This is a genomic window from Paraburkholderia sp. NPDC080076 (genome assembly GCF_050281145.1).
GTDB lineage: Bacteria > Pseudomonadota > Gammaproteobacteria > Burkholderiales > Burkholderiaceae > Paraburkholderia.
This window is the reverse complement of sequence record NZ_JBNNWQ010000002.1, coordinates 144,006-170,772: the sequence shown is the minus strand read 5'-3', so window position 1 is coordinate 170,772 and position 26,767 is coordinate 144,006. Positions and strand designations below refer to the sequence as shown.

27 protein-coding genes, 1 tRNA gene and 1 riboswitch are annotated in these 26,767 nt (G+C 63.2%); of the genes, 8 read left to right on the top strand and 20 right to left on the bottom strand.

Annotated elements, in window-relative coordinates; genetic code table 11:
- Positions 1-8 precede the first annotated feature (8 nt).
- A complete protein-coding gene (pabB, locus tag ACQKRQ_RS08160; RefSeq protein WP_427476298.1) occupies positions 9-1,919 on the top strand; it encodes an aminodeoxychorismate synthase component I in 1,911 nt (636 codons plus the stop codon).
- A gap of 344 nt (positions 1,920-2,263) precedes the next feature.
- Here pabB and panB read toward each other — a convergent pair whose 3' ends face one another.
- The 7 genes from panB to ACQKRQ_RS08125 form a co-directional block, all read right to left on the bottom strand.
- Positions 2,264-3,079: a 3-methyl-2-oxobutanoate hydroxymethyltransferase gene (panB, locus tag ACQKRQ_RS08155; protein ID WP_408432443.1), complete on the bottom strand. Its 816-nt coding sequence runs from the start codon at positions 3,077-3,079 to the stop codon at positions 2,264-2,266.
- A 38-nt stretch (positions 3,080-3,117) separates the two neighbouring features.
- Entirely contained in the window at positions 3,118-3,798 is a 681-nt protein-coding gene (locus ACQKRQ_RS08150; protein WP_408283396.1) for a deoxynucleoside kinase, read from the bottom strand.
- Positions 3,795-4,340, bottom strand: coding sequence for a 2-amino-4-hydroxy-6-hydroxymethyldihydropteridine diphosphokinase (folK, locus tag ACQKRQ_RS08145; RefSeq protein ID WP_132375989.1), 546 nt, complete (start codon positions 4,338-4,340; stop codon positions 3,795-3,797). The genes ACQKRQ_RS08150 and folK overlap by 4 nt, the downstream gene beginning before the upstream one ends.
- A 48-nt stretch (positions 4,341-4,388) precedes the next feature.
- Positions 4,389-5,972, bottom strand: coding sequence for a polynucleotide adenylyltransferase PcnB (gene pcnB / locus ACQKRQ_RS08140; RefSeq protein ID WP_427476296.1), 1,584 nt, complete (start codon positions 5,970-5,972; stop codon positions 4,389-4,391).
- The gene (locus ACQKRQ_RS08135; RefSeq protein WP_132375987.1) at positions 5,969-6,655 is read right to left on the bottom strand and encodes an HAD family hydrolase; all 687 of its coding nucleotides are present in this window, start codon (positions 6,653-6,655) and stop codon (positions 5,969-5,971) included. Before ACQKRQ_RS08135 ends, pcnB begins: the two co-directional genes overlap by 4 nt.
- Entirely contained in the window at positions 6,648-7,418 is a 771-nt protein-coding gene (gene hda, locus ACQKRQ_RS08130; protein WP_132375986.1) for a DnaA regulatory inactivator Hda, read from the bottom strand. The genes ACQKRQ_RS08135 and hda overlap by 8 nt, the downstream gene beginning before the upstream one ends.
- Positions 7,419-7,491: 73 nt before the next feature.
- Positions 7,492-8,568, bottom strand: coding sequence for an AI-2E family transporter (locus tag ACQKRQ_RS08125; RefSeq protein WP_132375985.1), 1,077 nt, complete (start codon positions 8,566-8,568; stop codon positions 7,492-7,494).
- 110 nt (positions 8,569-8,678) lie between these two features.
- On the opposite strand from ACQKRQ_RS08125, the gene purM reads away from it, so the two are divergent.
- Positions 8,679-9,746, top strand: coding sequence for a phosphoribosylformylglycinamidine cyclo-ligase (purM, locus tag ACQKRQ_RS08120; RefSeq protein WP_132375984.1), 1,068 nt, complete (start codon positions 8,679-8,681; stop codon positions 9,744-9,746).
- A gap of 63 nt (positions 9,747-9,809) precedes the next feature.
- Here the strand turns inward: purM and miaA are convergent, their stop codons facing one another.
- Both miaA and mutL read right to left on the bottom strand, forming a co-directional pair.
- On the bottom strand, positions 9,810-10,757 hold the full coding sequence (gene miaA / locus ACQKRQ_RS08115) for a tRNA (adenosine(37)-N6)-dimethylallyltransferase MiaA (RefSeq protein WP_427476293.1): 948 nt from the start codon (positions 10,755-10,757) through the stop codon (positions 9,810-9,812).
- A gap of 33 nt (positions 10,758-10,790) precedes the next feature.
- Positions 10,791-12,857 (bottom strand): DNA mismatch repair endonuclease MutL, encoded by a 2,067-nt coding sequence (gene mutL, locus ACQKRQ_RS08110; RefSeq protein WP_427476291.1) that lies wholly within the window; start codon positions 12,855-12,857, stop codon positions 10,791-10,793.
- Between the two features lie 206 nt (positions 12,858-13,063).
- On the opposite strand from mutL, the gene ACQKRQ_RS08105 reads away from it, so the two are divergent.
- Positions 13,064-13,735: a DedA family protein gene (locus ACQKRQ_RS08105; RefSeq protein ID WP_132375981.1), complete on the top strand. Its 672-nt coding sequence runs from the start codon at positions 13,064-13,066 to the stop codon at positions 13,733-13,735.
- A 132-nt stretch (positions 13,736-13,867) separates the two neighbouring features.
- Here ACQKRQ_RS08105 and ACQKRQ_RS08100 read toward each other — a convergent pair whose 3' ends face one another.
- From ACQKRQ_RS08100 to ydfG, 11 genes are all read right to left on the bottom strand, one after another.
- Complete coding sequence (locus tag ACQKRQ_RS08100; RefSeq protein ID WP_427476289.1) at positions 13,868-14,680, bottom strand: mechanosensitive ion channel family protein; 813 nt, start codon at positions 14,678-14,680, stop codon at positions 13,868-13,870.
- 233 nt (positions 14,681-14,913) lie between these two features.
- The gene (locus ACQKRQ_RS08095) at positions 14,914-15,279 is read right to left on the bottom strand and encodes a hypothetical protein (protein WP_427477148.1); all 366 of its coding nucleotides are present in this window, start codon (positions 15,277-15,279) and stop codon (positions 14,914-14,916) included.
- A gap of 507 nt (positions 15,280-15,786) precedes the next feature.
- Positions 15,787-15,862 (bottom strand) — tRNA-Lys (locus ACQKRQ_RS08090).
- Positions 15,863-16,045: 183 nt separating this feature from the next.
- A complete protein-coding gene (ybgF, locus tag ACQKRQ_RS08085) occupies positions 16,046-16,795 on the bottom strand; it encodes a tol-pal system protein YbgF (protein ID WP_132375979.1) in 750 nt (249 codons plus the stop codon).
- A gap of 19 nt (positions 16,796-16,814) precedes the next feature.
- The gene (gene pal, locus ACQKRQ_RS08080) at positions 16,815-17,324 is read right to left on the bottom strand and encodes a peptidoglycan-associated lipoprotein Pal (RefSeq protein WP_035552920.1); all 510 of its coding nucleotides are present in this window, start codon (positions 17,322-17,324) and stop codon (positions 16,815-16,817) included.
- A gap of 32 nt (positions 17,325-17,356) precedes the next feature.
- A complete protein-coding gene (tolB, locus tag ACQKRQ_RS08075; RefSeq protein ID WP_132375978.1) occupies positions 17,357-18,649 on the bottom strand; it encodes a Tol-Pal system beta propeller repeat protein TolB in 1,293 nt (430 codons plus the stop codon).
- Positions 18,650-18,788: 139 nt separating this feature from the next.
- Positions 18,789-19,808, bottom strand: a complete 1,020-nt coding sequence (gene tolA / locus ACQKRQ_RS08070; protein ID WP_427476286.1) for a cell envelope integrity protein TolA — start codon at positions 19,806-19,808, stop codon at positions 18,789-18,791.
- Complete coding sequence (tolR, locus tag ACQKRQ_RS08065) at positions 19,805-20,251, bottom strand: protein TolR (protein WP_012431820.1); 447 nt, start codon at positions 20,249-20,251, stop codon at positions 19,805-19,807. The genes tolA and tolR overlap by 4 nt, the downstream gene beginning before the upstream one ends.
- A 10-nt stretch (positions 20,252-20,261) precedes the next feature.
- Positions 20,262-20,939, bottom strand: a complete 678-nt coding sequence (gene tolQ, locus ACQKRQ_RS08060; RefSeq protein WP_012431821.1) for a protein TolQ — start codon at positions 20,937-20,939, stop codon at positions 20,262-20,264.
- A gap of 155 nt (positions 20,940-21,094) precedes the next feature.
- Positions 21,095-21,574: a tol-pal system-associated acyl-CoA thioesterase gene (ybgC, locus tag ACQKRQ_RS08055; protein WP_427476283.1), complete on the bottom strand. Its 480-nt coding sequence runs from the start codon at positions 21,572-21,574 to the stop codon at positions 21,095-21,097.
- A 71-nt stretch (positions 21,575-21,645) separates the two neighbouring features.
- Positions 21,646-22,392, bottom strand: a complete 747-nt coding sequence (ydfG, locus tag ACQKRQ_RS08050) for a bifunctional NADP-dependent 3-hydroxy acid dehydrogenase/3-hydroxypropionate dehydrogenase YdfG (protein ID WP_132375975.1) — start codon at positions 22,390-22,392, stop codon at positions 21,646-21,648.
- A 241-nt stretch (positions 22,393-22,633) separates the two neighbouring features.
- Positions 22,634-22,742, top strand: a riboswitch (ZMP/ZTP riboswitch).
- 166 nt (positions 22,743-22,908) lie between these two features.
- On the opposite strand from ydfG, the gene glyA reads away from it, so the two are divergent.
- The 5 genes from glyA (at position 22,909) to ACQKRQ_RS08025 (ending at position 26,662) form a co-directional block, all read left to right on the top strand.
- Positions 22,909-24,156 (top strand): serine hydroxymethyltransferase, encoded by a 1,248-nt coding sequence (glyA, locus tag ACQKRQ_RS08045; RefSeq protein WP_132375974.1) that lies wholly within the window; start codon positions 22,909-22,911, stop codon positions 24,154-24,156.
- Positions 24,157-24,162: 6 nt separating this feature from the next.
- The gene (gene nrdR, locus ACQKRQ_RS08040; protein ID WP_132375973.1) at positions 24,163-24,645 is read left to right on the top strand and encodes a transcriptional regulator NrdR; all 483 of its coding nucleotides are present in this window, start codon (positions 24,163-24,165) and stop codon (positions 24,643-24,645) included.
- A gap of 204 nt (positions 24,646-24,849) precedes the next feature.
- Positions 24,850-25,410 (top strand): GspH/FimT family pseudopilin, encoded by a 561-nt coding sequence (locus ACQKRQ_RS08035; RefSeq protein WP_243658212.1) that lies wholly within the window; start codon positions 24,850-24,852, stop codon positions 25,408-25,410.
- On the top strand, positions 25,407-25,853 hold the full coding sequence (locus tag ACQKRQ_RS08030) for a type IV pilus modification PilV family protein (protein ID WP_132375971.1): 447 nt from the start codon (positions 25,407-25,409) through the stop codon (positions 25,851-25,853). Before ACQKRQ_RS08035 ends, ACQKRQ_RS08030 begins: the two co-directional genes overlap by 4 nt.
- Positions 25,850-26,662 (top strand): PilW family protein, encoded by an 813-nt coding sequence (locus ACQKRQ_RS08025; RefSeq protein WP_427476281.1) that lies wholly within the window; start codon positions 25,850-25,852, stop codon positions 26,660-26,662. The genes ACQKRQ_RS08030 and ACQKRQ_RS08025 overlap by 4 nt, the downstream gene beginning before the upstream one ends.
- Positions 26,663-26,767: the final 105 nt, after the last annotated feature.

Genomic DNA, 26,767 nt, shown 5'->3' with positions numbered 1-26,767 from the left:
CGGTAGGTATGACGGCAGATGAGCGCGACGCGGTGTTCGCGTTGCTCGACGATTGCGACGCGACGGCGGCGCGCCGTTCGAGTCGTCTGTACACGGGTTTTGTGCATGAACGGGTGTGTGCGGATGCCGCGCACCTCGAAGCCGTGTGCGGGACCGTGGTCGCTGAGACGCAGCGAGGTTTGCATGCCGTCGTGCTCGCCGATTATGAGTTCGGCCGGAATCTTCTCGAAGTACACCGGTCTCTGAAAACGCAGCCTGGCGATGCCACGCTGCGTTTTTTATTGTTCGAACGTTGCGAGAAGCTTGCTCGCGAAGAGGTCGACACATGGCTCATGGCGCGCGATGAAGGCGCGGCCGAGCCATCAGTGGCGGGTACGGCCAACGTGCGCGCGAGCGTCGACACGGCGCAATTCAATGCGTCGATCGATGCGATTCACTCGGCCCTGCGCGCCGGCGACTCGTATCAGGTCAACTACACGTATCGGCTCGGGTTCGACGTATTCGGCTCGCCGACCGCACTGTATCGGCGGTTGAGGGCGCGTCAGCCGGTGCCGTATGGCGCGCTGATCGCGTTGCCGGGCGGACAGTGGGTGCTGTCCTGCTCACCGGAGCTCTTCATCGAGAAGCAGGGCGCGATGTTGCGTGCGCGGCCGATGAAAGGCACGGCGCCGCGCTCGGACGACCCGGCGGCGGACCGGCGCGCTGCCGAATTCCTCGGCAACGATCCGAAAAATCGCGCCGAAAACGTGATGATCGTCGACCTGTTGCGCAATGATCTGTCGCGGGTCGCGCAAACGGGCTCGGTGAAGGTGCCGGCGCTGTTTTCGGTCGAGCCGTATGCGTCGGTGTGGCAGATGACCTCGACGGTGCATGCGACGTTGCGACCCGGCACGTCGTTCGCCGGAATATTGCGCGCGTTGTTTCCTTGCGGCTCGATCACCGGCGCGCCGAAGCATCGCACGATGCAGTTGATCGATGAACTCGAGAGCACGCCACGCGGGCTCTATACCGGCGCGATTGGTTGGCTGGATGCGCCTTCATCGGCCGCTGATCCCACAGACGCAACCACGCTCGAAGCAAACCAGACCGCCTGTGGCGACTTCTGTTTATCCGTCGCTATCCGCACGCTGACGTTGAGCCGGTCGACACAAACTGGCCAACTGGAAGGCAAGATGGGCGTCGGCGCGGGCATCGTGCTCGACAGCGTCGCCGCCGACGAATATGCGGAGTGCCAATTGAAGGCCAGCTTTCTGACCGGCGCCGAGCCGGGTTTCGAGCTATTCGAGACGATGTATGCGACACGCCAAGAGGGTGTGCGGCATCTATCACGCCATCTCGCACGGCTCTCGTCGAGCGCCGCGACGCTCGGCTTCAAACTTGACGAGGCAAACGCCATTTGCGCAGAGATCGCGGCGAAGTGTGCGTCGCTGCCCGCGCACACGCCGCATCGCATGCGGCTTGCGTTGAGCAAAAACGGCACGATCCAGATCACTGCCGCGGTATTGACGCCGCTAGCCGAATCGACAGTCGGCGTGCTGCTTGGATCCGATCACGCTTTCCCGGCAACCGACGCCGCCGATCCGCTGCTACGCCACAAAACGACGCGCCGCGCCGAATACGATCGCGGCTGGCGCGAAGCCGAAGCGAAGGGCGCATTCGATACGTTGTTCTTCAACGCGCAAGGCGAGTTGACCGAAGGCGGCCGTTCGAATGTGTTGGTGAAGTTGGGTGGGCGCTGGTGGACACCGCCGCTTGTGTCGGGCGTGCTACCCGGCGTGATGCGTGGCGTTCTACTCGAGGACGCGTCGGATTTGCAGGTGGCCGAACGTGTGCTGACCCGGACGGATTTGCAAAACGCCGAAGCGCTAATGGTGTGCAATGCGCTGCGAGGTGCAGTACCGGCGCGGATTGTGGCCTGAGAGAGGCGAGAGAGTAAGCCGCTAACGGCAGCAGCAGGAAACGCGGCGCCGGCTCGCCTGTCTGCGCGCTTCAGCCGTGAAGAACATGCCGTAGCCGGGCCATCCAGCCGGTCAGGCGCGCATGCCAGGCGGATTCCCGCACGTCATGCGGTACAGTGGCGTGGTCGCGGATTCCCGCTACATCGATCAGGCAAAATGGGCTCATGGTGGTCTCTCCCCGGCTCGCGGCCAGGCCGCATTAACAGGAAGACGAAGACAGACAACCAGCTTTGCATACGATATCGGATCGGTCTCAAAACGGGCGCGAAGACGCCCGTTCCGCCGCATTCTCTATCGCTTGAAACTCAGAACGTGTGCTCCGGCCCAGGAAACGAACCATCCTTCACTGCGGCCACATACGCTTCCACGGCCGCCAGAATACTTGGCTGCCCTTGCATGAAATCCTTCACAAAGCGCGGCCGTTTGCCGGGGAAAATGCCCAGCATGTCGTGCAGCACCAGCACCTGACCCGAACAATCCACGCCCGCGCCGATGCCGATCGTCGGAATGCGCAACTGTTTCGTCACGTCGCTTGCGAGCAGCGTCGGAATCGCTTCCATCACGATCAACTGCGCGCCGGCCTGCTGCACGGCGAGCGAGTCGCGCATCAACTGCGTCGCGCCCGCCTCGGTTTTGCCTTGCACCTTGAAGCCGCCGAACGCATGCACGGATTGCGGCGTCAGACCGACGTGCGCGCATACGGGAATCGAACGTTCCACCAGGAAGCGCACCGTGTCCGCGAGCCATTCGCCGCCTTCGAGCTTCACCATCTGCGCGCCGGCGCGCATCAACTCCACCGAGCTTCTGAAGGCGTCTTCCGGCGTGCCGTAGGTGCCGAACGGCAAGTCGGCCACGATTAGCGCCGCGGGCCGCGCACGCGCCACGCTAGCCGTGTGATACGCGATGTCGGCGAGCGCCACGGGCAGGGTGGTCGTCTGGCCTTGCAGCACGTTGCCGAGCGAGTCGCCGATCAACAGCACGTCGACGCCCGCGCGATCCAGCAGCGCGGCAAAGCTCGCGTCGTAGCAGGTGAGCATGGCGATTTTTTCGCCGGCATCGCGCATTGCCTGCAGTTTCGGCACGGTGATGGCGTTCCGGCTCGCTTCCTGCAAATAGGTCATGGGTCAATCCGTTGAGAAAAGAGAGGTGGCGGCGCCGCTTACAGCGACGTGCCTTTGACAAAGAATTCCTTGCGGCCGCGCATGGTTTCGATGCGTTCGGCGAGCAGCGCAAGGTCCGCGTCCGAGTCGAGCGGATTGAGGTGTTCGGCATTGACCGTCAGCACGGGCGTGCGGTCGTAGTGATAGAAAAACTCGTTGTACGCGTCGCACAGCGCGTGCAGATACGCGTCGGAAATCTGCAGTTCCATTGGCACCGCGCGCTTCTGGATGCGCGCGAACAGCACCTCGGGACTCGCCTGCAGATAGACCACGAAGTCGGGCGCCGGTGCGTTGACGTCGATCCGCGCGGCAAGCGCGCGATACAACTGCCACTCGTCTTCCTGTAGCGTCAGACGCGCGAAGATGTCGTTCTTCTGCGTCATGAAATCGGCGATCAGCGGCGTGCCCGACAGGTGCGCCGCGCTCACGTCCTGCGCCTGCTGCGCGCGCTGCAAGGCGAAGTGCAGTTGCGTGGGCAACGCGTAACGCGCGGTGTCGCGATAAAAGCGTTCGAGGAAAGGATTGTCCTGCGGCCGTTCGAACAGTTCGTGCATCGACCAGCGCTGCGCGAGGCGGCGCGCGAGCGACGTCTTGCCGACGCCGATCGGCCCTTCGATCGCGAGATAGCCGAACGGAGGCCGCAGTTGCGGCGCCGTGACGGTGAGCGGCGTTGAATTCATTCGCAGCGGCCTTTGGGTGGCGTGCTCTCGGCGGCCAATGCATTGAGCATAGGACACTGGCAAGGCCCCTTCACCTTCTCGATGCGCTGATCGCTCACGCCGCTGAGCAGCGCTTCGGCGCGGCCATGTTGCGGGATGACCAGCGTGGGGTCGATCTCGATGAGCGGCACCAGCGCGAAAGCGCGTTCGATCAAACGTGGATGCGGCACGATCAGATCGGCTTCGTCGATCGATTGATCGCCGAACAGCAGAATGTCCAGATCGAGCGTGCGCGGGGCATTGCGAAACGGCCGCTCGCGGCCGAACTGATGCTCGATCTTGTGGCACAGCGCAAGCAGATGCCGCACGGGGAGCGTCGTATCGATCTTCACGACGCAGTTGAAATAATCGTCACCGCCCGCGTCGATCGGGGCAGTGCGATACAGGCTCGACTTGGCGAGCACGGTGATGGTGTGCTGTTGTGCGAGGCACACCACCGCGTCTTTCAGGGTCTGGCGCGCGTCCCCGAGATTCGCGCCGAGGCCGAGATAAGCAACCGTCATGGCATAACTTCCTGCAACTTTCGTTCGACGGCAACCGCGAACGCTAGGTCAGTCTTCGTGCGGGCCGTCATGGCTCGCGTCGTCGGCTGTGCGTTCGGCTGGCGTACCGCCCTCCAATCCGTCCCCCGGCTTGCGGTTTCTGGCGCCACTGCTGCGCCGCCGTCGTTTTCTGGGGCTTCGGTCCTTCCCGCCTTGCGTGAGCAACGCCTCACGTGCGGCGATGTCTCCTTCAATGAACTCCGTCCACCACGCACCGACCGACTCATCGAGTTCGCCCGATTCGCAGCGCAACAGGAGGAAATCATACCCCGCTCTAAATCTTTGGTGTTCCAGCAGCTTCAGCGCACTTCTTCCGGAGCGTTTTTCGAGGCGCAACTGCAGGCCCCAGATCTCGCGCATATCCGACGAGAAGCGCTTGTGGATCGCGAGTTTCTCCGTTTGCATGTCGAGGACGTCGTCCATCGCGCGATGCAGTGCGGGTACCGGATATTCGCCGTTCGCTTCAAATTTTTGCCAGCGCTGCTGCACGTCGTGCCACAACAACGTGGCGAACAGGAAGCCCGGCGACACCGGCTTGCCGGCGCGTACGCGGGCATCTGTGTTGTTCAGGGCCAACGTGATGAACTTCTCGCCGATAGGTTGCTCGAGCACCACGTCGAGCAAGGGCAGAAGGCCATGATGCAGGCCTTCCTGGCGCAGCCGTTTCAAACACGCGAGCGCATGGCCCGACAGCATCAGCTTGAGCATCTCGTCGAAGAGACGCGCGGCGGGCACGTTGTTGATCAGATCGGCCATGTTGGCGATCGGCTCACGCGTGCTGTCCTCGATCTCGAAGTCGAGCTTCGCCGCGAAACGAACCACGCGCAGCATGCGCACCGGATCTTCGCGATACCGCGTGGCCGGGTCGCCGATCATGCGCAACAGACGCGCGCGCATGTCGGCCATGCCGTTGTGATAGTCCAGCACGGTTTGCGTGGCCGGATCGTAGTACATCGCGTTGATCGTGAAGTCGCGGCGCGTGGCGTCTTCGTGCTGCTCACCCCATACGTTGTCGCGCAACACGCGGCCGCTTGCGTCCACCGCGTGAGTGCGGCGGTCGAGTTCGTCGCGTTTCAGGCGACGGGCCGGAGGCGCGTCTGCCGCGGGCGGATCGACCAGTGCGCGAAACGTCGAGGTCTCGATGATTTCCTGGCCGAACTGCACATGCACGATCTGAAACCGGCGGCCGATGATGCGCGCGCGGCGGAACAGCTTCTGCACTTGTTCGGGCGTGGCGTCGGTGGCGACGTCGAAGTCTTTCGGCTTGATGCCGAGCAGCAGATCGCGCACCGCGCCGCCGACGATGAACGCGCGGTGCCCCGCCTGTTGCAGACCTTCGGTGACGCGAATCGCGTTCCTCGAGATCAGCGCCTGGTCGATGCCGTGCACGTCGTGCGGAATGATGACCGGCACGTCTGGGTCACGCGCGGTCTTGACGGGTGCGCGGGCGGGTTTGCGGCGCGCCTTGCTGGCACTTGACGATGCGCGCGCCGGTGCGCTGCCGGTTTCGTCTGCTTCGGCTTCGGCGGGCAGGCTGTCGTCAGCGGGCGCCGAGTCCTGGCCGAATAGCTTGCGGATAAGTTTTTTGATCACGAGGGTTGAAAGAGTTCGAGGATGCGCCAGCCTTTGGCCTGCGCATGGGCGCGCAATGTGTCGTCCGGATTGGTCGCGATCGGGTCCGTGACTTTTTCGAGCAGCGGAATGTCGTTGTGCGAATCGCTATAGAAATAGCTGCGCTCGAAGTCGCTCCACGTCTTGCCGAGCGAGGCGAGCCATGCTTCGGTGCGCACGATCTTGCCTTCCTTGTAGCTCGGCGTGCCGGTGGGGCGGCCGGTGTACGGCGAATGCGGCTCGCCGTCGACGGTTTCCGCTTCGCAGGCGATCAGCGTGTCGACGCCGAATGCCTGAGCGATCGGGCGGGTGATGAATTCGTTGGTGGCGGTGACCACGCAACACAGGTCGCCCGCTTCGCGGTGCTGCTTCACCAGCTCCAGCGCGACGGGGAAAATCGCCGGCTTGATGACTTCGTGCATGTACTGCGCGTGGAAGTCGGCCAGCTGCGCGCGCGTGTACTTCGAAAGCGGCGTGAGCATGGCGATCAGATAGGCGTGAATGTCGAGCCTGCCGGCTTTGTAGTCGGCGAAAAAGCGGTCGTTTTCACGGGCGAAATTTTCGGCGTCGACCATGCCGTGTTTCACCATGAAGCGGCCCCATTCGTGGTCGCTGTCGGTGGGGATGAGCGTGTGGTCGAGGTCGAAGAGTGCGAGGTTAGCCATGGGGGCCTATTTTACTTGAAGCGGCGGATGACGCGGATGAGGCCGCTGAGGTCGGCACAGCGCGCCGTTCTTCGGCGTCCGGCGAAGCCAGCATGGTACGCAACAGCGGCAGCGTGACCGCGCGTTTCTGTTCGAGCGAGAAGCGGTCGAGCGCGTCGAGCAGCGCCATCAGACTCGGCATGTCGCGGCGAAAATGCGTGAGCAGGTAGGCCGGCACGTCGTCGGCGAGCATGATGCCGCGCTCGCGCGCCGCGTGTTTCAGCACTGCGGCCTTGCCTTCGTCCGGCAGCGGCGCGAGATGGAACACGAGTCCCCAGCCGAGGCGCGTGCGCAGATCCTCGCGCACCGTCATGCCGATGGGCGGCGCGTTGCCCGCGGCGACCAGCGCGCTGGTGGGATGCGCGCGCACTTCGTTGAACAGGTTGAAGACGGCGATCTGCTGCGCGGCCGACAGGCCGTCGCAATCGTCGATTGCATAGAGCGCGACGCGCGGGTCGAAGCTGAAGGCGGCGAGACTGCTCTGTGGGCCGGCGAAACGCGCGTGCCCCGGCGACGCTTCGTGCACGAGCGCCTGCAACAGGTGCGTGCGGCCGCTGCCGGACTCACCCCAGATGTAGAACGTGCGATCGGCGACCGGCCCGGCGGCGAGCGCGTTCTCGAGCTCGCGCAAGCGCGTGACCAGCTCCGCGTTGGCACCGGCGAAGAAATTGTCGAATGTCGATGGCGGCGGGGTGCCGAGATCGAGCGTCAGTTGACGAAGCACAGTAGGTGAATGCCGAAAATGAGGCTTGGGCCGCAAATGGCCCGCAGAACGGGCCGAAATAGTTAAAGAGCAATCAGTTGTTATAAAGCGTGCTCGTCAGATAGCTTTGCCGCAACTCGCGCAGGGCGACCGACAGAATCGCGCTGACCGGCAACGCCAGCAATACGCCGAAAAAGCCGAACAACTGCCCGAACGCGAGCAACGCGAAAATCACCGCGAGCGGGTGCAGGCCGATCCGTTCACCGACCAGGCGCGGCGTGAGAAAAAAGCTTTCCAGGATCTGGCCGACACCGTAAATCACTGCCACCGCGCCGAAGCCGTACCAGTCGCCGAATTGCAGCAGCGCCGCGAGCAGCGCCAGCGCGAGGCCGGTGGCAAAACCAATGTACGGGATGAACACCGCGAGTCCCGTGAAAATGCCGACCGGCAACGCGATCTCGAAGCGCGCGAGGCTCAGCGCAATCGCATAGTACGCGGCGAGCACGCCCATCACGAGCAACTGGCCGCGCAGGTATTGCGACAGCATCTGGTCCATGTCGTGCGCGAGTTGCAGCGTCTTGTCGAGCCAGCGGCGCGGCACCACGATCTGCACGCGTGCGAGCATGCGGTTCCAGTCGTACAGCAGGTAGAACAGCACGAGCGGCACCATCACCACGTTGCCGACCAGCGTCATCATCACATTGCCGCTCGTGCGGATGGAGGTCCACGCATACATCGCCACGGTCTGCGCGCTGCCTTCCAGTTGCCCCATCATGAGATCACGGATGCTGGCGAAATCGAGTGAATCGGCGAGTCCCAGCATGGCGAGCTTGGGTTGCAGCCAGGCGTTCACGTGCGTGAATAGCACGGGGACCTGCTGCCGCAACTGCGGCCCTTCTTTCTGGATGACGGCGAGCACCAGCAGCACCAGCAGCGTCATCAGCAGCGTGAAGAGCAGCATCATCAGCAAGGCGGCGAGACCGCGCGGCACGCGCCGGCGTACCATCCACGCGACGCCCGGCTGCAGAATGTACGCGAGAATCGCGCCGAGCAGAAACGGCGTGAGGACCGGACTCAGCAGCCAGAGCAGAATGCCGACGCCCAGCGCGATAGCCAGCCAGATGAAGGCGCGCCGCTGAACCGGCGTCAGATTCGAGGAGTTCTCGTGCAAGGTTGTTTCCCAGGTGTCGTCGCGACCGGATCATTAAGGATGATGCAAATTCCAGCCAGTCGGCCGGCATCGGGTAAAATCGCATTTTACCGACCTTCGAGCTCTTCCCCATGAATCAACCGAAATCCGCCCCGAATTCAACTGATTCGGCCCAAGGTCTGTCGTATCGCGACGCCGGCGTGGACATCGACGCGGGCGACGCCCTTGTCGACGCGATCAAGCCCTTTGCCAAAAAGACGATGCGCGACGGCGTGCTGGGTGGCATCGGCGGGTTCGGCGCGCTGTTCGAAGTGCCGAAGAAGTACAAGGAGCCGGTGCTGGTGTCCGGCACGGACGGTGTCGGCACCAAGCTGCGTCTCGCTTTTCAGCTGAACAAACACGACACCGTCGGCCAGGATCTGGTCGCAATGAGCGTGAACGACATTCTCGTGCAGGGCGCCGAGCCTCTGTTCTTCCTCGACTATTTCGCCTGCGGCAAGCTGGATGTGGGCACGGCGGCAACGGTTGTCAAGGGTATCGCGCATGGCTGCGAACTGTCGGGCTGCGCGCTGATCGGCGGCGAGACGGCGGAAATGCCGGGCATGTACCCGGACGGCGAGTACGATCTGGCCGGTTTCGCGGTCGGTGCGGTGGAAAAGAGCAAGATTATCGACGGCAGCACCATCGCCCCGGGCGACATCGTGCTGGGTCTGGCTTCGAGCGGCATCCATTCGAACGGTTTTTCGCTGGTGCGCAAAATCATCGAGCGCGCGCAGCCTGATCTGAACGCGGATTTCGACGGCCGGTCGCTCGCCGACGCGCTGATGGCGCCCACGCACATTTACGTGAAGCCGCTGCTGGCGCTGATGCAGCAGATCGCTGTCAAGGGCATGGCGCACATCACCGGTGGCGGCCTCGTCGAGAATATTCCGCGCGTGCTGCGTGAAGGCCTGACGGCTGAGTTGGATCATCGCGGCTGGCCGTTGCCGCCGCTGTTCTCGTGGCTGCAAAAGCACGGCGGCGTGGCGGATGCGGAAATGCACCGGGTGTTCAACTGCGGTATCGGCATGGCCGTGATCGTGTCCGCTGCGGATGCTGAGGCGGCGATCGGTCTGCTGTCGGCTGCCGGTGAGCAAGTCTGGAAGATCGGCGTGATTCGCGAAAGCGCGGCCGGTGAAGCTCAGACGGTAGTGGTCTAAAGACTGTTGGGACCCGCGCGGTGTGCGATAGTTGGCGCCGCGCGAGTTCAAAGCTTCACAATTTCAAAGCAACGCTTCAATCGCTTCAAGCACCCGCGCCGTCGCGTGCGGATCGCAGCAATCCACCACCAAGCGCTCTGTCATGCTGCGCAGCCATGTGAGCTGCCGCTTGCATAACTGCCGCGTCGCGAAGACGCCCTTGTCGCGCATGGTCGAATAGTCGACGGCGCCATCCAGATACTCCCAGACCTGCCGGTAGCCCACGCAACGCATGGACGGCATCTCGGGCGATAAATCGCCGCGTTCGCGCAACTTCACCACTTCATCGACGAAACCGCCGGCCAGCATCGCATCGAAGCGCTTCTCGATGCGCGCATGGAGCACGCTGCGCTCGGACGGCTCCAGCGTAATCGGCACGAAGCGCCACGCGGCCGCAGCGTCGTCCTGTCGGGCGGGCTCGGCCAGCAAAGCTGACATGGCCCGTCCGGTCAGCATGAAAACTTCGAGCGCCCGCTGAATCCGCTGCGAATCGTTCGGCGCGAGGCGCGCGGCCGTCACGGGATCGATCGAGGCAAGCCGCGCGTGCAGGGCAGGCCAGCCTTCGCGTGCGGCGTCGGCATCTAGCGAGGCGCGCACGTCTGCGTCGGCGGCGGGCAAATCGTTGAGCCCTTGCGTGAGCGCCTTGTAGTACAGCATGGTGCCGCCGACCAGCAGCGGCAGACGCCCGCGCGCATGGATCTCGCCGGTCAGCCGCAAGGTGTCGGCGCGAAATTGCGCGGCGGAATAGGCGTCGGTCGGATCGACGATATCGATCAGATGATGCGGCGCCACCGCGCGTTCTTCAGCGGTCGGTTTGGCCGTGCCGATATCCATCTCGCGATAAACCAGCGCCGAATCGACACTGATGATTTCCACCGGGCGCCGCGCGGCGAGCGCCAGTGCGGCAGCGGTTTTGCCGGATGCGGTCGGGCCGAGCAGGCACGGAATAACCGTGGTTATGCGTGAAGTCATGGGCAAGCGGGCGCCCGTCGAAACAGCGTCACGTCACTGACCACGCATGAACAACCGATCGAGATCGGACAGCGTCAACTGGTACCACGTGGGACGCCCGTGATTGCATTGATCGGCGCGCTCGGTGGCTTCCATCTGACGCAGCAGCGCGTTCATTTCATCGAGCGTCAGACGCCGGTTCGCGCGCACCGCGTGATGGCAGGCGAGCGTGCCGAGCAGTTCGTGCTGACGTTCGGTCAACACGCGTGAGCCGCCGAACGCGTGCAGGTCGGAGAGGACCGCGCGCGCCAGCACCTGCAGATCGGCGTCTTTCAGCAGCGCCGGCACCGCGCGGATCGCGAGCGTGGTCGGCGACAGTACGGCGAGGTCGAAGCCGAGCGCGTCGAGCGTGTCGCGCTCTTCTTCCACCGTGCCGATTTCGACCGGGTCGGCCTGCATCGATTGCGGGATCAGCAGCGGTTGCACGGCAATCGTGCGATCGGCCAACGCGTTTTTGAACTGCTCGTACAGAATGCGCTCGTGTGCCGCGTGCATGTCGACGATCACCAGACCGTGCACGTTCTGCGCCAGCACATAGATGCCGTGGATCTGGCCGAGTGCGAAGCCGAGAGGCTGTTCGTCGGCGGCATGAAAAGCGGGGGCCGGGTAGGGCGCGGACGTGTTGTACGGCGATGGCGATTCGGCAGCCGAATCGCGCGCCTCGAAGAGCGTGGCGCCTTCCGCTGTGCCGGCGCTGGTGTCTTTGCGGCCGAAGAGCGCGTCGTAAAACGCGAGCGGTTGCGCGACCGGCAGCGTACCTTGCGTCATGCGCGCCTGGCGCATCCAGGTATTGCCGGGCTGTGACGACGCTCCGAAGCTGCCGCCTGATGCACCACCAAAGCCGCCGCCGATGCCGCTTGCACCGCTGCCCGCACCAAAGCTGGTACCGCCGACGCCCGCTCCACCCAGCGCACCCAGCGGCGTTGCGCCAAACGAAGCCGGTCCACCAACGGACGGCTCCAGATGCGCCGCATGCCCGCCCGCCGTCGTTTCCGGCGATGCGCCCGCATGCCGCGCCAGCGCGCGCTGCACGGCGTGGAACACGAACTGGTGAATCGAGCGCGAATCGCGGAACCGCACTTCGATCTTCGATGGATGCACGTTCACATCGACCGCTTCAGGCGGCAGATCGAGGAACAGCACGTAGGACGGATAGCGCTCGCCATGCAAGACATCTTCATAAGCGGCGCGCACGGCGTGCGTGAGCAGCTTGTCGCGCACAAAGCGGCCGTTGACGAAAAAATACTGCTGATCGGCACGTCCGCGGCTCGCGGTCGGCAGGCCCGCGCAACCGTAGACGGCAAGCGGTCCGGCGGATTCGTCGAGCGGCAGATGGGCCGTCGCGAACGTCTCGCCGAGAATCTTCGCAACCCGCACCGGCGGCTCGCTGGCGTTCCAGTGTTCGACCGCCTTGCCGTTATGCAGCACCGAAATCGCGACATCCGGCCGCGCCAGCGCCGCGCGGCGAATCTGTTCGAGACAATGGCCGAGTTCGGTCTGCTCGCTCTTCAGAAACTTGCGGCGCGCCGGCGTGTTGAAGTACAACTCGCGGACTTCGATTGTGGTGCCCTGAGTGCCGGCCGCGGGACTCAGCACGCCGGTTTCCGCGTCCACGCGCACCGCGTGCGCCGCGTCGGCCGTGCGGCTCGTGATGGTCATCTGCGCGACCGAGGCGATCGAGGCCAGCGCCTCGCCGCGGAAACCCAGCGTAGCAACCGCTTCCAGTTCGGCAAGCGAGCGGATTTTGCTGGTGGCATGGCGCATCAGCGCCAGCACGAGTTCGTTCTCGGGGATGCCGCAGCCGTCGTCGGTGATCGAGATGCGCTTGACGCCGCCTTCGTCGAGCAGGATGCGCAGCGACTGCGCGCCCGCATCGAGTGCATTTTCCAGCAGTTCCTTGACGACCGAAGCCGGCCGCTCGACCACTTCGCCGGCGGCGATCTGGCTGATCAACTGATCGGGAAGGGGCTGGATCGCGCGTAACGGGCGTGGGGCGGGCGCGGCGGCGGAAATCGCGGCCGCGGCGTCGAGGCCGGCAGGCGTTTCGGAGAATTCGGACATGGCGAAATTATAGCGATTCGGCGCGCCAAGCCTGCAGCGCGGGCAAGCGCACCCCGACGCGGGAGTTTTTTAATTGTAGCGGGGCACTTTCTGTATCATGACGCGGTCAATTTCCGGCGGCGAGGGAGCGCTTGCCGCCATCGCTGACAGGCCTGTTGATACGGCCGTTTCCGCCACCGTCACATTCGCTTAATAAAGGATTCTCTTTGGACACGTTGCTACATTTCGTCAACCTTGTCTTGCACATCGACAAGTTCCTCGGAGACTTTATTCACGTGTACGGCGCCTGGGTCTACGCGGTGCTGTTTCTGATCGTGTTCTGCGAAACCGGGCTCGTCATTCTGCCGTTTCTGCCAGGCGATTCGCTGCTGTTCATCGGCGGTGCTTTTTGCGCGACCGGCGAGATGAACATTGGTTTGCTGATCGTGTTGTTGCTCGTGGCGGCCATCGGCGGCAATACCGTGAACTATATGATCGGGCGAGCCATCGGGCCGCGGGTGTTCAATTCGCACATTCCTTTCCTCGAACGCTTTCTCGATCGCAGCGCGCTGCAGAAGACGCACAACTTCTATGAGAAGCATGGCGGCAAAACCATCGTGCTCGCGCGTTTCATTCCGGTGGTGCGGACCTTCGCCCCGTTCGTCGCGGGTGCATCGGAAATGACGGTGAGCCGGTTTCAGTTGTTCAACTTTGCCGGCGCGTTTTTCTGGGTGTTGCTGCTGACGCTGCTCGGCTACTTCTTCGGCAACATTCCGTTTATCCGTCAGTATCTGAATGTGATCGTGCTGGTGGGTATCGGCGCGGCGATCGTGCCCGTCGTGCTTGGCGCGGTGTGGAAGATGATGCGTAAGAACGCGTCAAATCCGGGTAGCCACTGACGTTTTTATCGCACTGCTAGCCAGATGAAAAAACGGCGTCGCGAATCTCGCGACGCCGTTTTCGTTTGGTACTTCTGAATCTCGTGGATTTAACAATCGACGACGCGAGCAATCCGCGTCGCACGACGATGCTCAGGTCACCGCACGCGGCGCCAGCGGCGTTTCCGGCGTCGGGTAGCCGGCTTCCTTGAACGTCTGGATGATCGCGCGATTGGTGTCGAAGTAGACCTGCCAGTAGTGCTCGTTGTGCGCGTAAGGCCGCACGCAAAGCAGGGGGCCTTCCGGCGTGAAGCTCAGCACTTCGATGTCCGGCGCGGGACTCTCTGCCACATTCGGAATCTGCGTGACGGCGGCCTTCAACCGGTTCATCGCATCCGTTGGATCGACGCCGTTGGCGATTTTCGCCGTCAGCTCGACACGCCGCACCGGGAGGATGCTGTAGTTCGAGATCGTGTCGGAAAAGATCTTGTTGTTGCCGACGATGGTCGTCACGTTGTCCGGCGTCACGATGGTCGTGCCGAACAGCCCCAACTCCGAAACCGTGCCGGTGACGCCGCCCGCAGTGACGAAATCGCCGACTTTGAACGGTCGCAACACTTGCATGAATACACCCGCCGCGAAGTGGGCAAGCAGGCCGCCCCAGGCGGTGCCGATGGCGAGGCCGAGGCCGGCGAGCAGTGCGGCGAACGACGTCGTCTGGACACCGAACACCTGCAGGATCGCGAGTATCAGCAGCAGGTTCAGCAGTGCGCCGAGAATCGAGCCGAGATAATGCGCCAGCGTGGGATCGACCCGGCCGTTACGCGCCAGCACCTTGCGCAGTAAGCCGGTGATCAGGCCGATGAGCCAACGGCCGACGATCCACAGAACGATCGCCCCGACGACCTTGGTGCCGAGGTCGATGCCTCGGGTCATGATGAAGACGCGTACGGTTTCGAGATCCAAGATGTTCCTCGTTGGGTGAGTTGCCTTCGACTGATTGAACAGCGGTGGTGCAATACAGCGGCAATGCCCGGCGACGGGCGCAAGCGGTAACTCGGGGTAACACTCGGTCTTCGGAAGTTATAGGCGACGGCGCGGGCATTCGCAAGGACCGTTCCCGTTGCTCATGTGGCTTGTCTGGCGGGAAAAGCAGGCGATTCGGCGGACGCGTTCGACGCGATGGCGCTTGCCGTGCCTTACATCGGCAGGTTCGATTTCGAATACGGAGACGTGTGGACGACGAGCGCTTTGCCGGCCCCGACTTTCGCGCCCCGCGCGACACGGCGCCACGTGAAAGCGGCGATGATTGCAAGCAGGTACGCGCAGCCGCGCTCGAAGAACGCAGTAGATGTGCTGAACTGGCCGTAGCGGTTTTGCGAGTCGGCGAACACCAGAAAGGTGAGCGCGGCATCGAGCAGGAGTGCAACCGATGCCAATGCGGCGAATATGTGCGAGCCGTTGAGCGAAGCGCCGGGGATGAAGCGGTTGCACAGGTGACATGCGGCCAGCACCAAGGCAAGCAAAGCCAGGTTCGAGAACAGGTCGAACAGAAAATTGGTCATATCGGTGGAATGAAAGCGCAGGGGGGCTGCGGCGTTGCCAAAGCGTCTGCTCACGCAGAGTCGCAGCGGGTTTCGCTGAATCGGCGGCGATCATTGCACGTCTTTATGTCTCAATAAATGTTCTGTTCGGTATCCGTTGTTTCCTGTTTGTGCCGGTCAGATTGGACGCTGGAAAATGCTGATCGCGTTGTGTGAAATGGTGGCGAGTGTTGTGGGAAAAGTCTGCGGTCATCAAAAAAGATGTCGGCGTACGCGAAGATTTCCGCAGGAAAGCGGGCAGCCGCTGATCGGCAATTATATGCGGCTGTGATATAAATTTTGCGGGCGTTCTTGCACGAGTTTGGGTGCTGATGCGCGCGAGAAGGGGAAGTGCAGAAGGGAGCCGGCGTGAAAAAGCCACCACATTTGCCGGTGACGGCAGCGGCGTCACGCGGGGACACATGACGTAGCCCGAACCGCAAAAAGAAAAGGGCTCGCACACAAACGCGTGCAAGCCCTTGAATCTTTTGGTAGGCCGTACGGGATTCGAACCTGTGACCAACGGATTAAAAGTCCGCTGCTCTACCAGCTGAGCTAACGACCCAAAAGAGAAGCGAAATTATAGCGATAGCCGCGGCGCGCTGTCAACCCGTCACGGCCATCCGAGCTATCAGCACTTCAGATAGTGAAAAGCCCGGGCATCACTACCCGGGCTTTCCAGCGAGAGGCGCGCGTGGCTATGACGTCGGACACTGCGCGTTACTGCCAGCTACTCAAACAGTATGAACTACTTGATCTGCGACAGCTTGCTCTGGGCCGACTGCGCGACGTCCGAGCCGCCGTATTGCGCGACGATCTGCTCCAGCGTCTTCTTGGCCGCAGCCTTCTGACCTTGCTCGAGCTGATTGTTCGCAATTGCCAGTAGCGCTTCCGGCGCCCGCGGATGCTGCGGATATTTCTGCACCACACCCTGCCAGGTCGCCGTCGAACCCTTGTAGTCGCGCAGTGCATACAGCGCGTTGCCGAGCCAGTACTGCGCGGTCGGCTGGTAAGGGCTGTTCGGGAACTTGGAGATGAAGGTGCGGAACGACGCCGCCGCATTCTTGAAGTCGCCGTTGCGGAACTGCTGCGAAGCCGCGTTGAACGAATCGGTCTCACCCGGCTGCACCTCGCCCTGGACGCCGTCCACCGTCTGCTGCTGCGGCTCGAATTTCTTCAGACGCGTGTCCAGATCGGTGTAGTAGTCCTTTTGCTGCTTTTGCACCGTGGCGAGCTGGTTGGCCATGTCCTCGTTCTGCCCACGCAGCGTAGCGACCTGCTGGTTCAACTGGTCGAGACGGTTGGACTGATCGAGGATCGTGCGCTGCGCGGCCGACAACTGACTCGACAGGCTATCGGTCTTCGAACGCAGATCGAGAATGGCCTGACGGGCCTGATCGTCGTCGAAGATGCCCGCATGCGCGGGCACAGCCGCGAAGGCCGTGCCTGCGACGCAGGCCGCTGCGGCAAACCGCAGCCAGGAGAAACGATGCGTCATTCGGCTCATCACCCGTTACTTACTGTTGGTACACGAGGTCGGCGCGGCGGTTCTGTGCCCACGACGATTCGTCATGACCGGTAGCTTGCGGCTTTTCCTTGCCGAGGCTCACGGCTTCCATTTGCGAGTCCGTCACGCCCATCAGCGACAGCGAACGGCGCACAGCTTCAGCACGCTTCTGGCCGAGTGCCAGGTTGTACTCGCTGGTGCCGCGTTCGTCGGTGTTGCCCTGGATCAGGACGTGGCGTTGCGGATGGCTCTTCAGGTACTGCGCGTGTTGTTGCAGCAGCGACTGATAATCGTCCTTGACCGAGTAGCTGTCGAAGTCGAAGTAAATGCTGCGCTTGGCGAGCGGGCTGTTCGGATCGTTCAGCGGGTCGACGTTGACCTGTGCGACATCGGTCGGGTTCGGCTGCGTCGAGACTGCGCCACCCTTGTTAGCGTTTTCGTCGAGCTTGACGCCCGAGTGACATGCGGCCAGCGCACCAACCATCAATACGGCGAAAGCGAAGCGAAGTTTTGACATCATTTGAGTACTCTCCTTGTGTTATTGCATCAACGTTATTGCATAAACGGGCCCCAGGACGGCTCGCGTACGCTGCCACCCTGAACGGACAGGACCTGCCGAGTGCGACCGTCGGTCGATACTGCGGCCAACACGCCACGGCCGTTCACCTGTGTGGCGTAAAGAATGTACTGACCGTTCGCCGCGAAGCTCGGCGATTCGTCATGTGTCGTGTCCGTCAGGCCTGTGGCGGTGTTGCCCTGCAGGTCCTGGATATAAAGCTTGAACCCGCCGCCGACGCGCGAGATGTAAGCGAGCTGTTTGCCGTCCGGGCTCACGCGCGGACTGGTGTTGTAGCTGCCCGTGAACGTGACGCGCTGAGCGGCGCCGGCGCTTTCGCCCTGCGCTGACATCTTGTAAATCTGCGGCTGGCCGCCACGGTCGCTGGTGAAATAGATCGACTGGCCGTCAGGCGAGAAGCACGGTTCGGTGTCGATCGAGCTGCCTTGCGTGAGACGGCGCAGGCCGCTGCCGTCCGCATTGACGGCGAAAATCTGCGTGTTGCCGGTGCGCGAGAGCGCGACGGCCAGCGTGCGTCCATCCGGCGACCATGCCGGTGCACTGTTATTGCCCTTCTGGTCCGAAACGACCACGCGACGGCCCGTAGGCAGATCGTGGATGTAGACGATCGGCTTCTTCTTTTCGAACGAAACGTAAGCGACCTTGGTGCCGTCAGGCGACCATGCCGGCGAGATGATCGGCTCGGGGCTCGACAGCGCGATATGCGCGTCCTGGCCGTCCGAATCGGAGATCTGCAATTGATAACGGCCGCCCGTCTTGATGACGTACGACAGGCGCGTGGCGAACACGCCGCGGCCGCCCATCAGCTTCGCGTAGATGTAGTCCGCGACCTTGTGCGCGCTCATGCGCAAGCCGCTTTCCGGGCTCACCAGCACGAGGCCGCCGAGGCTTTCGCCCTTGACGGTGTCGTACAGCTTGAAGCGCACTTCGTACTGGCCGTTCGGCAGGCGGTTCACGCTGCCCGACACGAATGCGTTGGCGCCCTTGGCCTTCCAGCTGCCGAGGTCGACGGAATCGGTTTCGGAAATCGGCGTGGAGCCCGCGTCGATGTTCGTGAATTTGCCGCTGCGTTGCAGGTCCTGGCGCACGATCGTGCTGACCTGTTGCGGCGAGTTCGCTTCATTGGCGAAATTCGCCGTTGCGATCGGAAACTGGGTGGACCCGACGCCTGTCACGAGGACGTTGAGTTGTGCGTGGGCGGCGCCGCCGACGGCGATCAGGCACGACGCTACAAGTGTCCGCAGGCCTAGCTTGGTCATCAAACTCATGCTGTATGGATTCCCCAAAAACGGTTTTACTAACGCTTCAAGACAGCAGACAGACCCGAAAAGAACTGATTCGTTCCCGAGCACGCCCCGGTGGGCGGGGCGCGGCGTCTGCTGTCAACTGACTGTCAAACTACTGGACTCAACCGGCCGGGCGCAACGTAATCAGGAAGTTGGTCGGTGTCTTGCCATTGATGTCCTGTGGCATCGGATCGGTACGTTGGACGGCCCGCAGTGCGGCGTCGTCCCATGCGGGGTTGCCGCTGCTGCGCGAAATCGTTGCGCCCAGCAAGGTGCCCGTTGGTGAACAGCGCACGGAGACCACCGTCTCCAGACCGCTCGTTTCGCCGCCCCACGAGATATTCGGGCGTACCGCACGACGCACCTTGTCCGAGTACCCCGGCGATGTCGCCGTGCCACCCGAGCCGCTGCCCGTGCCGCTCTTGCCGAGACCATCGCTGGTCGTCGAGCCGGTGCCGCCAGTCGCGAGGCCCTGCATCTGCGCGAGGCGTGCGCGACGTTCCGCATCCACTTTCTTCGCCTGCGCCGCGGCGTCGGCTTGCGCCTTGGCCTTCGCCGCTTTCTGCGCATCGGCCTTCTTCTGCGCTTCAGCCTCGGCTTGCTTCTGCTGTTCCTGCTGCTGCTCCTTCAACTGCTGCTGCTTTTGCTGGTCGGCCAATTGCTGCTGCTTCAGCTTGTCGGCCTGCTGCTGTTGCTGCTGCTTCTGCTTGGCTGCCGCAGCCTTCTGCGCGGCGAGCTGCGCTGCCTGGTCGGCCGCCAGTTGCTGCTGACGCTTCGCTTCGGCTTCCTGTTGCGCCTGCAGCTTCTGCTGACGTTGCTGTTCAGCCAACTGGGCCTGGCGAGCCGCCTCCTGTTGCTGGCGCTTCTTTTCCTGCAGCGCGATGTCGGCCTGTTCATCTCGCACCGGCGGAGGAGGGGCCACCGGCACGGGCGGCGGCGGAACGGGACGCGGGATCGCCGTATCCGGCACTTCTGTCCACAGCTCCGCTTCCGCGCCTTCGGGCGTACTGTTTTGCCACTGAATGCCGTGATACAGGAAGAACCCGAGCAGCGCGTGCATCACCAGCGCGAACACAAAGGCTCGCCCGGTGCCGCGTTCACGCGGTGGCTGGAGCGGGTATTCGGAATTCTTGCGGATCATTGCGATTTGACGAGCAATCCAACGCGCTTGACGCCGCGAGCTTTCAGTTCGGACATCACGTTCATCACGACTTCGTACTTGACGGTCTTGTCGGCGGCGATCACGACGGGCTGGTCAGGATGCGACTGTGCACGGTCGGCGATGAAGCCGTTCAGATCGGCTTTCGTCATGTTCTCCTGCTGCTGCGCACCCGAGTCGTCCTTGTACTTGACGCTCATGTTGCCGTCCGCGCGAATGTTCACGATCACGGGCGGCGTTTGCTGCTGAGGCGCCGCGCCGCCCACGGTCGGCAGATTGACGATCGACGGGGCCACGAGCGGCGCGGTCACCATGAAGATCACGAGCAGCACGAGCATCACGTCGATATACGGCACGACGTTGATGTCGGCCATCGCGCGGCGCGAGCGGCTGCCGCGCATGCTGGAGGAGCGAGAGCCTGCCATCGTGGACTCCTTACTGTGCCTGACGCTGCAGGATATTCGAGAACTCTTCGATGAAAGTCTCGAAGCGGATTGCCAGACGGTCGATATCGTGCGCGTAGCGGTTGTAGGCAACCACGGCCGGAATCGCGGCGAACAGGCCGATCGCGGTGGCGGTCAGCGCTTCGGCGATGCCCGGCGCGACGTTGGCGAGCGTGGCCTGCTGCACGTTGGCGAGGCCGCGGAACGCATTCATGATCCCCCACACCGTGCCGAACAGACCGATATACGGGCTGACCGAGCCGACCGACGCGAGAAACGCGAGGTTGGCTTCGAGCACGTCCATTTCACGCTGGAACGCGGCACGCATGGCCCGCCGTGCGCCGTCGAGAATCGCGCCCGAATCGTTCAGGCGCTTTTCCTTGCCTTTCAGGAATTCGCGCATGCCGGACTCGAAAATCCGTTCCAGCGCGCCGATCGTGTGGCGGTTGTTCGCCGCACTTTGATAAAGCGCCTGCAGGTCGCCGCCCGACCAGAAATCGCGTTCGAAACGCTCAGTTTGCGCGCGCGCCCGGCGGATCGCAAACCACTTGCGGAAGATGAAAGTCCAGGACAACAGCGACAGCAACAGCAGCAGAGCCATGACAGCCTGCGCCAGCAGGCTCGCGTTGAGTACGAGTGAAACGATCGACAGATCTTGTGTAGTGTTCATAAAGGTTCGTTTTAACGTCCCGGAAGGGGGCGTCCGGCTGCAAGGCCGCTCGAAGCTTGCCGTGAGCAAAACGGAAGCATCGGCGATATTGCAAGCCGAACCATGCTTTGTGTTGCTTGATCGTTACGAGTTCACTGGCCCCGTAACAACGGGGTTCAGTCATTGTCCGTTGACACGCCGGGCTCGCTCACGCTTGGCCCGCGCCGCAAGGCGGCGAGAACCGGCGGAGGAATCGCGGCCGGCCGCAGCGCAATGCGGTCCACGCAGCCGACCCGGATGGACCCGGTAGCAAGCAGCGTGCCGTCCCGCCACGCTTCCTGCGCGAAATCGACCGACGCTCTGCCGAGCCGCTCGATCCGGCTGACCACGTTGACCACGTCGTCGAGCCGGGCCGGCGCCCGATAATCGACCGCGGTGCTGCGGACGATGAAAATCGCGCCCGTTTCGTCCGCGAGCCGATTCTGGTCGACGCCGCACGCGCGCAGCCATTCGGTGCGCGCCCGTTCGAAAAACTTAAGGTAGTTCGCGTAAAACACGATGCCGCCGGCGTCGGTATCTTCGTAGTACACGCGAATCGGCCACGTGTAGCCGATTTCCGCGCCGGGCTGGCTGGTCGACATATTCATGCGGCGCATTTTACCGGAACGCACACCCCAAGGTCTGTTTCAAGATGTGTGCCCCGTCCGGCGGCCCTCAGTCGCGTTTTTCAGCCGCGATGAACGGACAAAGCGGAGAACGATTGAGCCACCGGCATCAGTTCGATCGTGTTGATGTTGACGTGCGCCGGGCGTGTGGCGATCCAGTAGATCGAGTCGGCGATGTCTTCAGGCGTCAGCGGCTGCACGTTTTCGTACATTTTGCCGGCCTTTTCATCGTCGCCGCGAAAGCGCACGTTCGAGAACTCGGTACCGCCGCACAGACCCGGTTCGACGTTCGTCACCCGCAGCGCGGTGCCGGCGACATCGGCGCGCAGATTCAGGCTGAACTGATGCACGAACGCTTTGGTGGCGCCGTACACGTTGCCGCCCGCGTAGGGCCAGCTGCCGGCCGCCGAGCCGAGATTGAAAATGTGGCCGCGATTGCGCTCCACCATGCCGGGCAGGAGCGCGTGGGTGACTTGAACGAGTCCGGTGCAGTTGGTCTCGATCATGGTGTTCCATTCGTCGAGACTCGCTTTTTGCGCCGGTTCGATACCGAGTGCGAGGCCGGCATTGTTGACCAGCACGTCGACTGCGGCGAAATCGGCCGGCAGCGAGGCCGGTACGGCTTCGACGGCGGCGCGGTCGCGGACGTCGAGTTCGTACGGCAGAAGTGCGTCGCCGAGTTCGTCGGCGAGTTCTTGCAGGCGGTCCTTGCGGCGTGCGGTGGCGACGACGCGATGGCCGCCTTTGACGAAGGCGCGAGCGATGGCGGCGCCGAATCCCGCGGACGCTCCGGTGACGAACACGATCATTACAGTGGTTCCCAGGCTGGTAAGAGAGAAAGGCCCCAAGCCTACTTCCATTGCGGCGCTGCGGCAAGGATGAACCAGCCGTACGAGTGGCCGTGGCAGGGACGCGCCGCGGGTTTCCGCAGGACTTTCCTCAGATGTTTGCGCGCCGCGCAAGAGGGCGCTGCGGGCCGCCCGGCGAGCGCCTGCGGCAGCGGCCGGAAGCTGGTTGCCTATTCGATCCTCTTCCAATAAACTAACGCGCTCATCCCTGCGTGACTGGCGATAGAACCGGTTCAAGCAACCGGGTTCAAGGTGGAACAACCCACCGTGAAGCGCAGGGTGCCGTTTTGCCGTTCGCCTGGGCAGCCGTGATCCGCGCGCATTGATCTGCGCTGACGGTGGCTGTCCTGCCTCGCGTGTGCGGCGACTCTCCATCCGCCACGTCAGGGCTGGCCCAGCCGCCAGCAGCGCTGCGTACCCTCTACGCAAGATTCGGCGCACGATCCGGTCAACCTGAACACATTCAACGGAATCCGTATGTTTGACAGAGCCCAAAGCACCATCGCCAACGTCGATCCTGAACTCTGGAAGGTCATCGAGCAGGAAAACCGCCGTCAGGAAGAGCATATCGAGCTGATCGCGTCGGAAAACTACACGAGCCCGGCTGTCATGGCTGCGCAAGGCTCGCAACTCACGAACAAGTACGCTGAAGGGTATCCGGGCAAGCGCTACTACGGCGGCTGCGAGTACGTCGACGTCGCCGAGCAGCTGGCGATCGACCGCGTGAAGCAACTGTTCGGCGCCGAAGCCGCCAACGTGCAGCCGAACTCCGGCTCGCAAGCCAACCAGGGCGTGTTCTTCGCCATGCTCAAGCCGGGCGACACGATCATGGGCATGAGCCTCGCGCACGGTGGCCACCTCACGCACGGTTCGCCGGTCAACATGTCGGGCAAGTGGTTCAACGTGGTCAGCTACGGCCTGAACGAAGCCGAGGACATCGACTACGACGCCGCGGAGAAGCTCGCTCAGGAACACAAGCCGAAGCTGATCGTGGCGGGCGCCTCCGCGTTCGCGCTGCGTATCGATTTCGAACGCCTGTCGAAGATCGCCAAGTCGATCGGCGCGTACTTCATGGTCGACATGGCGCATTACGCCGGCCTGATCGCCGCGGGCGTCTATCCGAATCCGGTGCCGCACGCCGACTTCGTCACCACCACCACGCACAAGAGCCTGCGCGGCCCGCGCGGCGGCGTGATCCTGATGAAGGCCGAGTTCGAAAAGCAGATCAATTCGGCAATCTTCCCGGGCATTCAAGGCGGTCCGTTGATGCACGTGATCGCCGGCAAGGCTGTCGCGTTCAAGGAAGCGCTGTCGCCGGAGTTCAAGGCCTATCAGCAGCAAGTCGTCGAAAACGCGCGCGTGCTGGCTGAGACGCTGGTCAAGCGCGGTCTGCGCATCGTGTCGGGCCGCACTGAAAGCCACGTGATGCTCGTCGACCTGCGTGCGAAGAAGATCACCGGCAAGGTTGCTGAAGCCGCGCTGGGCGCCGCTCACATCACCGTCAACAAGAACGCGATCCCGAACGATCCGGAAAAGCCGTTCGTGACGAGCGGCGTGCGTCTCGGCTCGCCGGCCATGACCACGCGCGGCTTTGGCGTGAAGGAAGCGGAGCAGGTGGGTAACCTGATCGCCGACGTGCTGGATAACCCGGAAGACGCGGCCACGATCGAACGTGTGCGCGGACAAGTCGCTGAGCTGACCCAGCGCTTCCCGGTTTACCGCTAAGCCGCCATGCATTGCCCCTTCTGCCGTCACGCCGATACGCAAGTGGTCGACTCGCGCGTATCCGAAGACGGCGCGACGATTCGCCGGCGCCGCCGCTGCCCGGCCTGCGACAAACGTTTTACGACGTATGAGCGGGTCGAGCTGGCGTTGCCGTCGGTCGTCAAGAAGGATGGCAGCCGCACCGAATTCGACCGTCGCAAGATCGTCGCGAGCATGCAACTGGCGCTGCGCAAGCGCCCGGTGGCAGCGGACGCGATCGACGCGGCGGTTGCCCGTATCGAGTATCTGTTGCTCGGTAGCGGCGAGCGCGAAGTGCGCAGCGAGCGCCTCGGTGAACTTGTGATGAACGAGTTGCGCGCGCTCGATACTATTGCCTACGTTCGTTTCGCTTCCGTCTACCGGCGCTTCGAAGACGTCTCGGAATTCGAAGACGTGATCGAAGAATTTCGCCGCGCCTCTTCTCCTCCCAAGCCCCCCCGCAAACGCTGAACGTAGTCGCATCTCGCGTCGCGTTTGAGTCGCCGTTTTCTCCCGCGTTGTTTCGCGCATCTGTATCCCCCGCTGCCGTTATGGTTCGTCGCGTGCATTCTTGCGCGGGATAGCGTCTGAGTGCCACCTGGCCATTCGGCCGATTGTTGAGCGATTTGCAAATCGCTAGATTGACTGCATTCTTCGAATCGATCAGGGATGCAGATGAATCGAAATGCAGTCCGTCCACCGCGATACCGCGGCTTTACGCTTGTCGAAACGCTGGCCGTCGTCGCGCTGCTGGCTGTCATCGCTGTGATGGCCACGCCGTCGTTCGTAGCGTGGTACGTACGCGACCAGGTCGACGCCCGCGCAAAGGCGCTTGCATCGACGCTCGCTTATGCGCGCAGTGAGGCGTTACGCCGAGGCGCACGCGTCACCGTGTGCCGGATCGACGCCGCGCGGCATTGTCTTGCCGCCGGGCAGCCGTGCGGCAATGGCGTCGCTGACTGGTCGTGCGGCTGGGCAGTCCTGGCCGAACGAGGCGGCACGCTATCGCTATTGCGTGCGCAACCGCTGCTTGCGGCCGTGAGCATCGTCGGCACGCAGACGAATCTCACGTTTACGCCGCCGGCGGGGCAATTGATCGGCACCTTTCGCAGTTTTGATATCGCGCCGCGTGCGCCGTCCAGGGCGACGCAAGGGGACAAGTGGCGACGTTGCATTCGTATCGCGGCGGGCGGCCGCGCGCGCATTGTCGAAGGTGCATGCGGAGCGGCGTCATGAGCCGATATTCGCAGAGCCGGCACTCGCGCCGCAGCGAGTCGAAGTGTCGCGGCAGTTCATTGATCGAGGTCATGCTGGCGGTCGCGTTGATGGCAGTCACCGCACTAGGTTTGATCGCCGGTCAGTTGTGGACCGCACGCGAAGCCCGCGCGATGTCCATGCGCGAACATGCTGCCTGGATCGCGGATTCCGTCGCGGAAGCGATGAGCGCACCCTCCGCTGGCGACTCCGCAATCAGGCAATGGGACGCACGGGCCACGGTACTTTTGCCGCATGGCGAAGCCTCGGTGGGAGACAACGGTGGTGTGTCGGCTGCTCGCGTGACATGGACATCACTGCGCGACATGCCGCATTCCGACGATGTCATCGACAAGCCCGCGTCCTGCGGCGGAGCGGATCTTCCGGCGGGCTCTTCATGCGTGGCGCTGGCGTTTGCAAAATGATGCGGCGTTCGAATCCTGCTTACGGCCACACCCTGATCGAATTCGTGATCGCTATGGCGCTGGGGCTACTGGTGACCGCGGGTGCAGTCTCGCTCTATACGACGCAGCGGAGCGCGTTCGAGCACGCGAGCGATGCGATGCGGATTCGCGAGGCCGGTCTGACAGCGCTGACGCTGATTGGCCAGCAACTGCAAATGGCAGGCTTCGTGCCCGCGGACGTCGCACGTTACAACAGTCCCGCGCCGATGTTCGGATGCTCGGGCGGCCGCCCGACCGGCGCGGACGATAGCCTCGCTTGCGAGACCTTGCCCAGCCACTCGGACGGTGTCGCGGTCCGCTACGTGGGCGACAACATCTCCACATGGCCATCGACCACCGGACAAACGACCGACTGCCTCGGCCAGGCCGTGACTGGCAGCAACGCGGCACTCGGCGACCAGGGCGTGCTGGTCGTCAACCGGTACTTCGCGAGAACAAGCGGTTCGACCGGCGAGCCGGAGCTTTACTGCGAGGGCAACGGCAAGACGGGGTCCGCTCAACCGCTGGTCGAAGGCGTCGAACGCTTGCGGATCAAGTACTGGTTGGCCGGCGGATTGGCCGCAATCGACGCGTCGGCCGTGATGGCTGATCAATGGGCGAAGGTCGTCGCCGTCGATCTCTGTGTGCTCGTGCGCGGCGCGCCGCAGGGACAACAGCGTGCGCGCTATGTCGATTGCGACGGCGTGAGCGCTCTCGCCGCTGACTCGCGGCGGCGACAGGCGTTCTCGCGGCGTGTGGCGACACGCAACCACGTGGAGGACTCGCTGTGACAAAACGACGAAGGGAAATGCGGCCGAGCTGCACGGACGGGAAGTGCGTTGGATGCCACGATGACCCGGCAATCTTGTCAGGCCCAAGCCGAACGGGTCGCAACG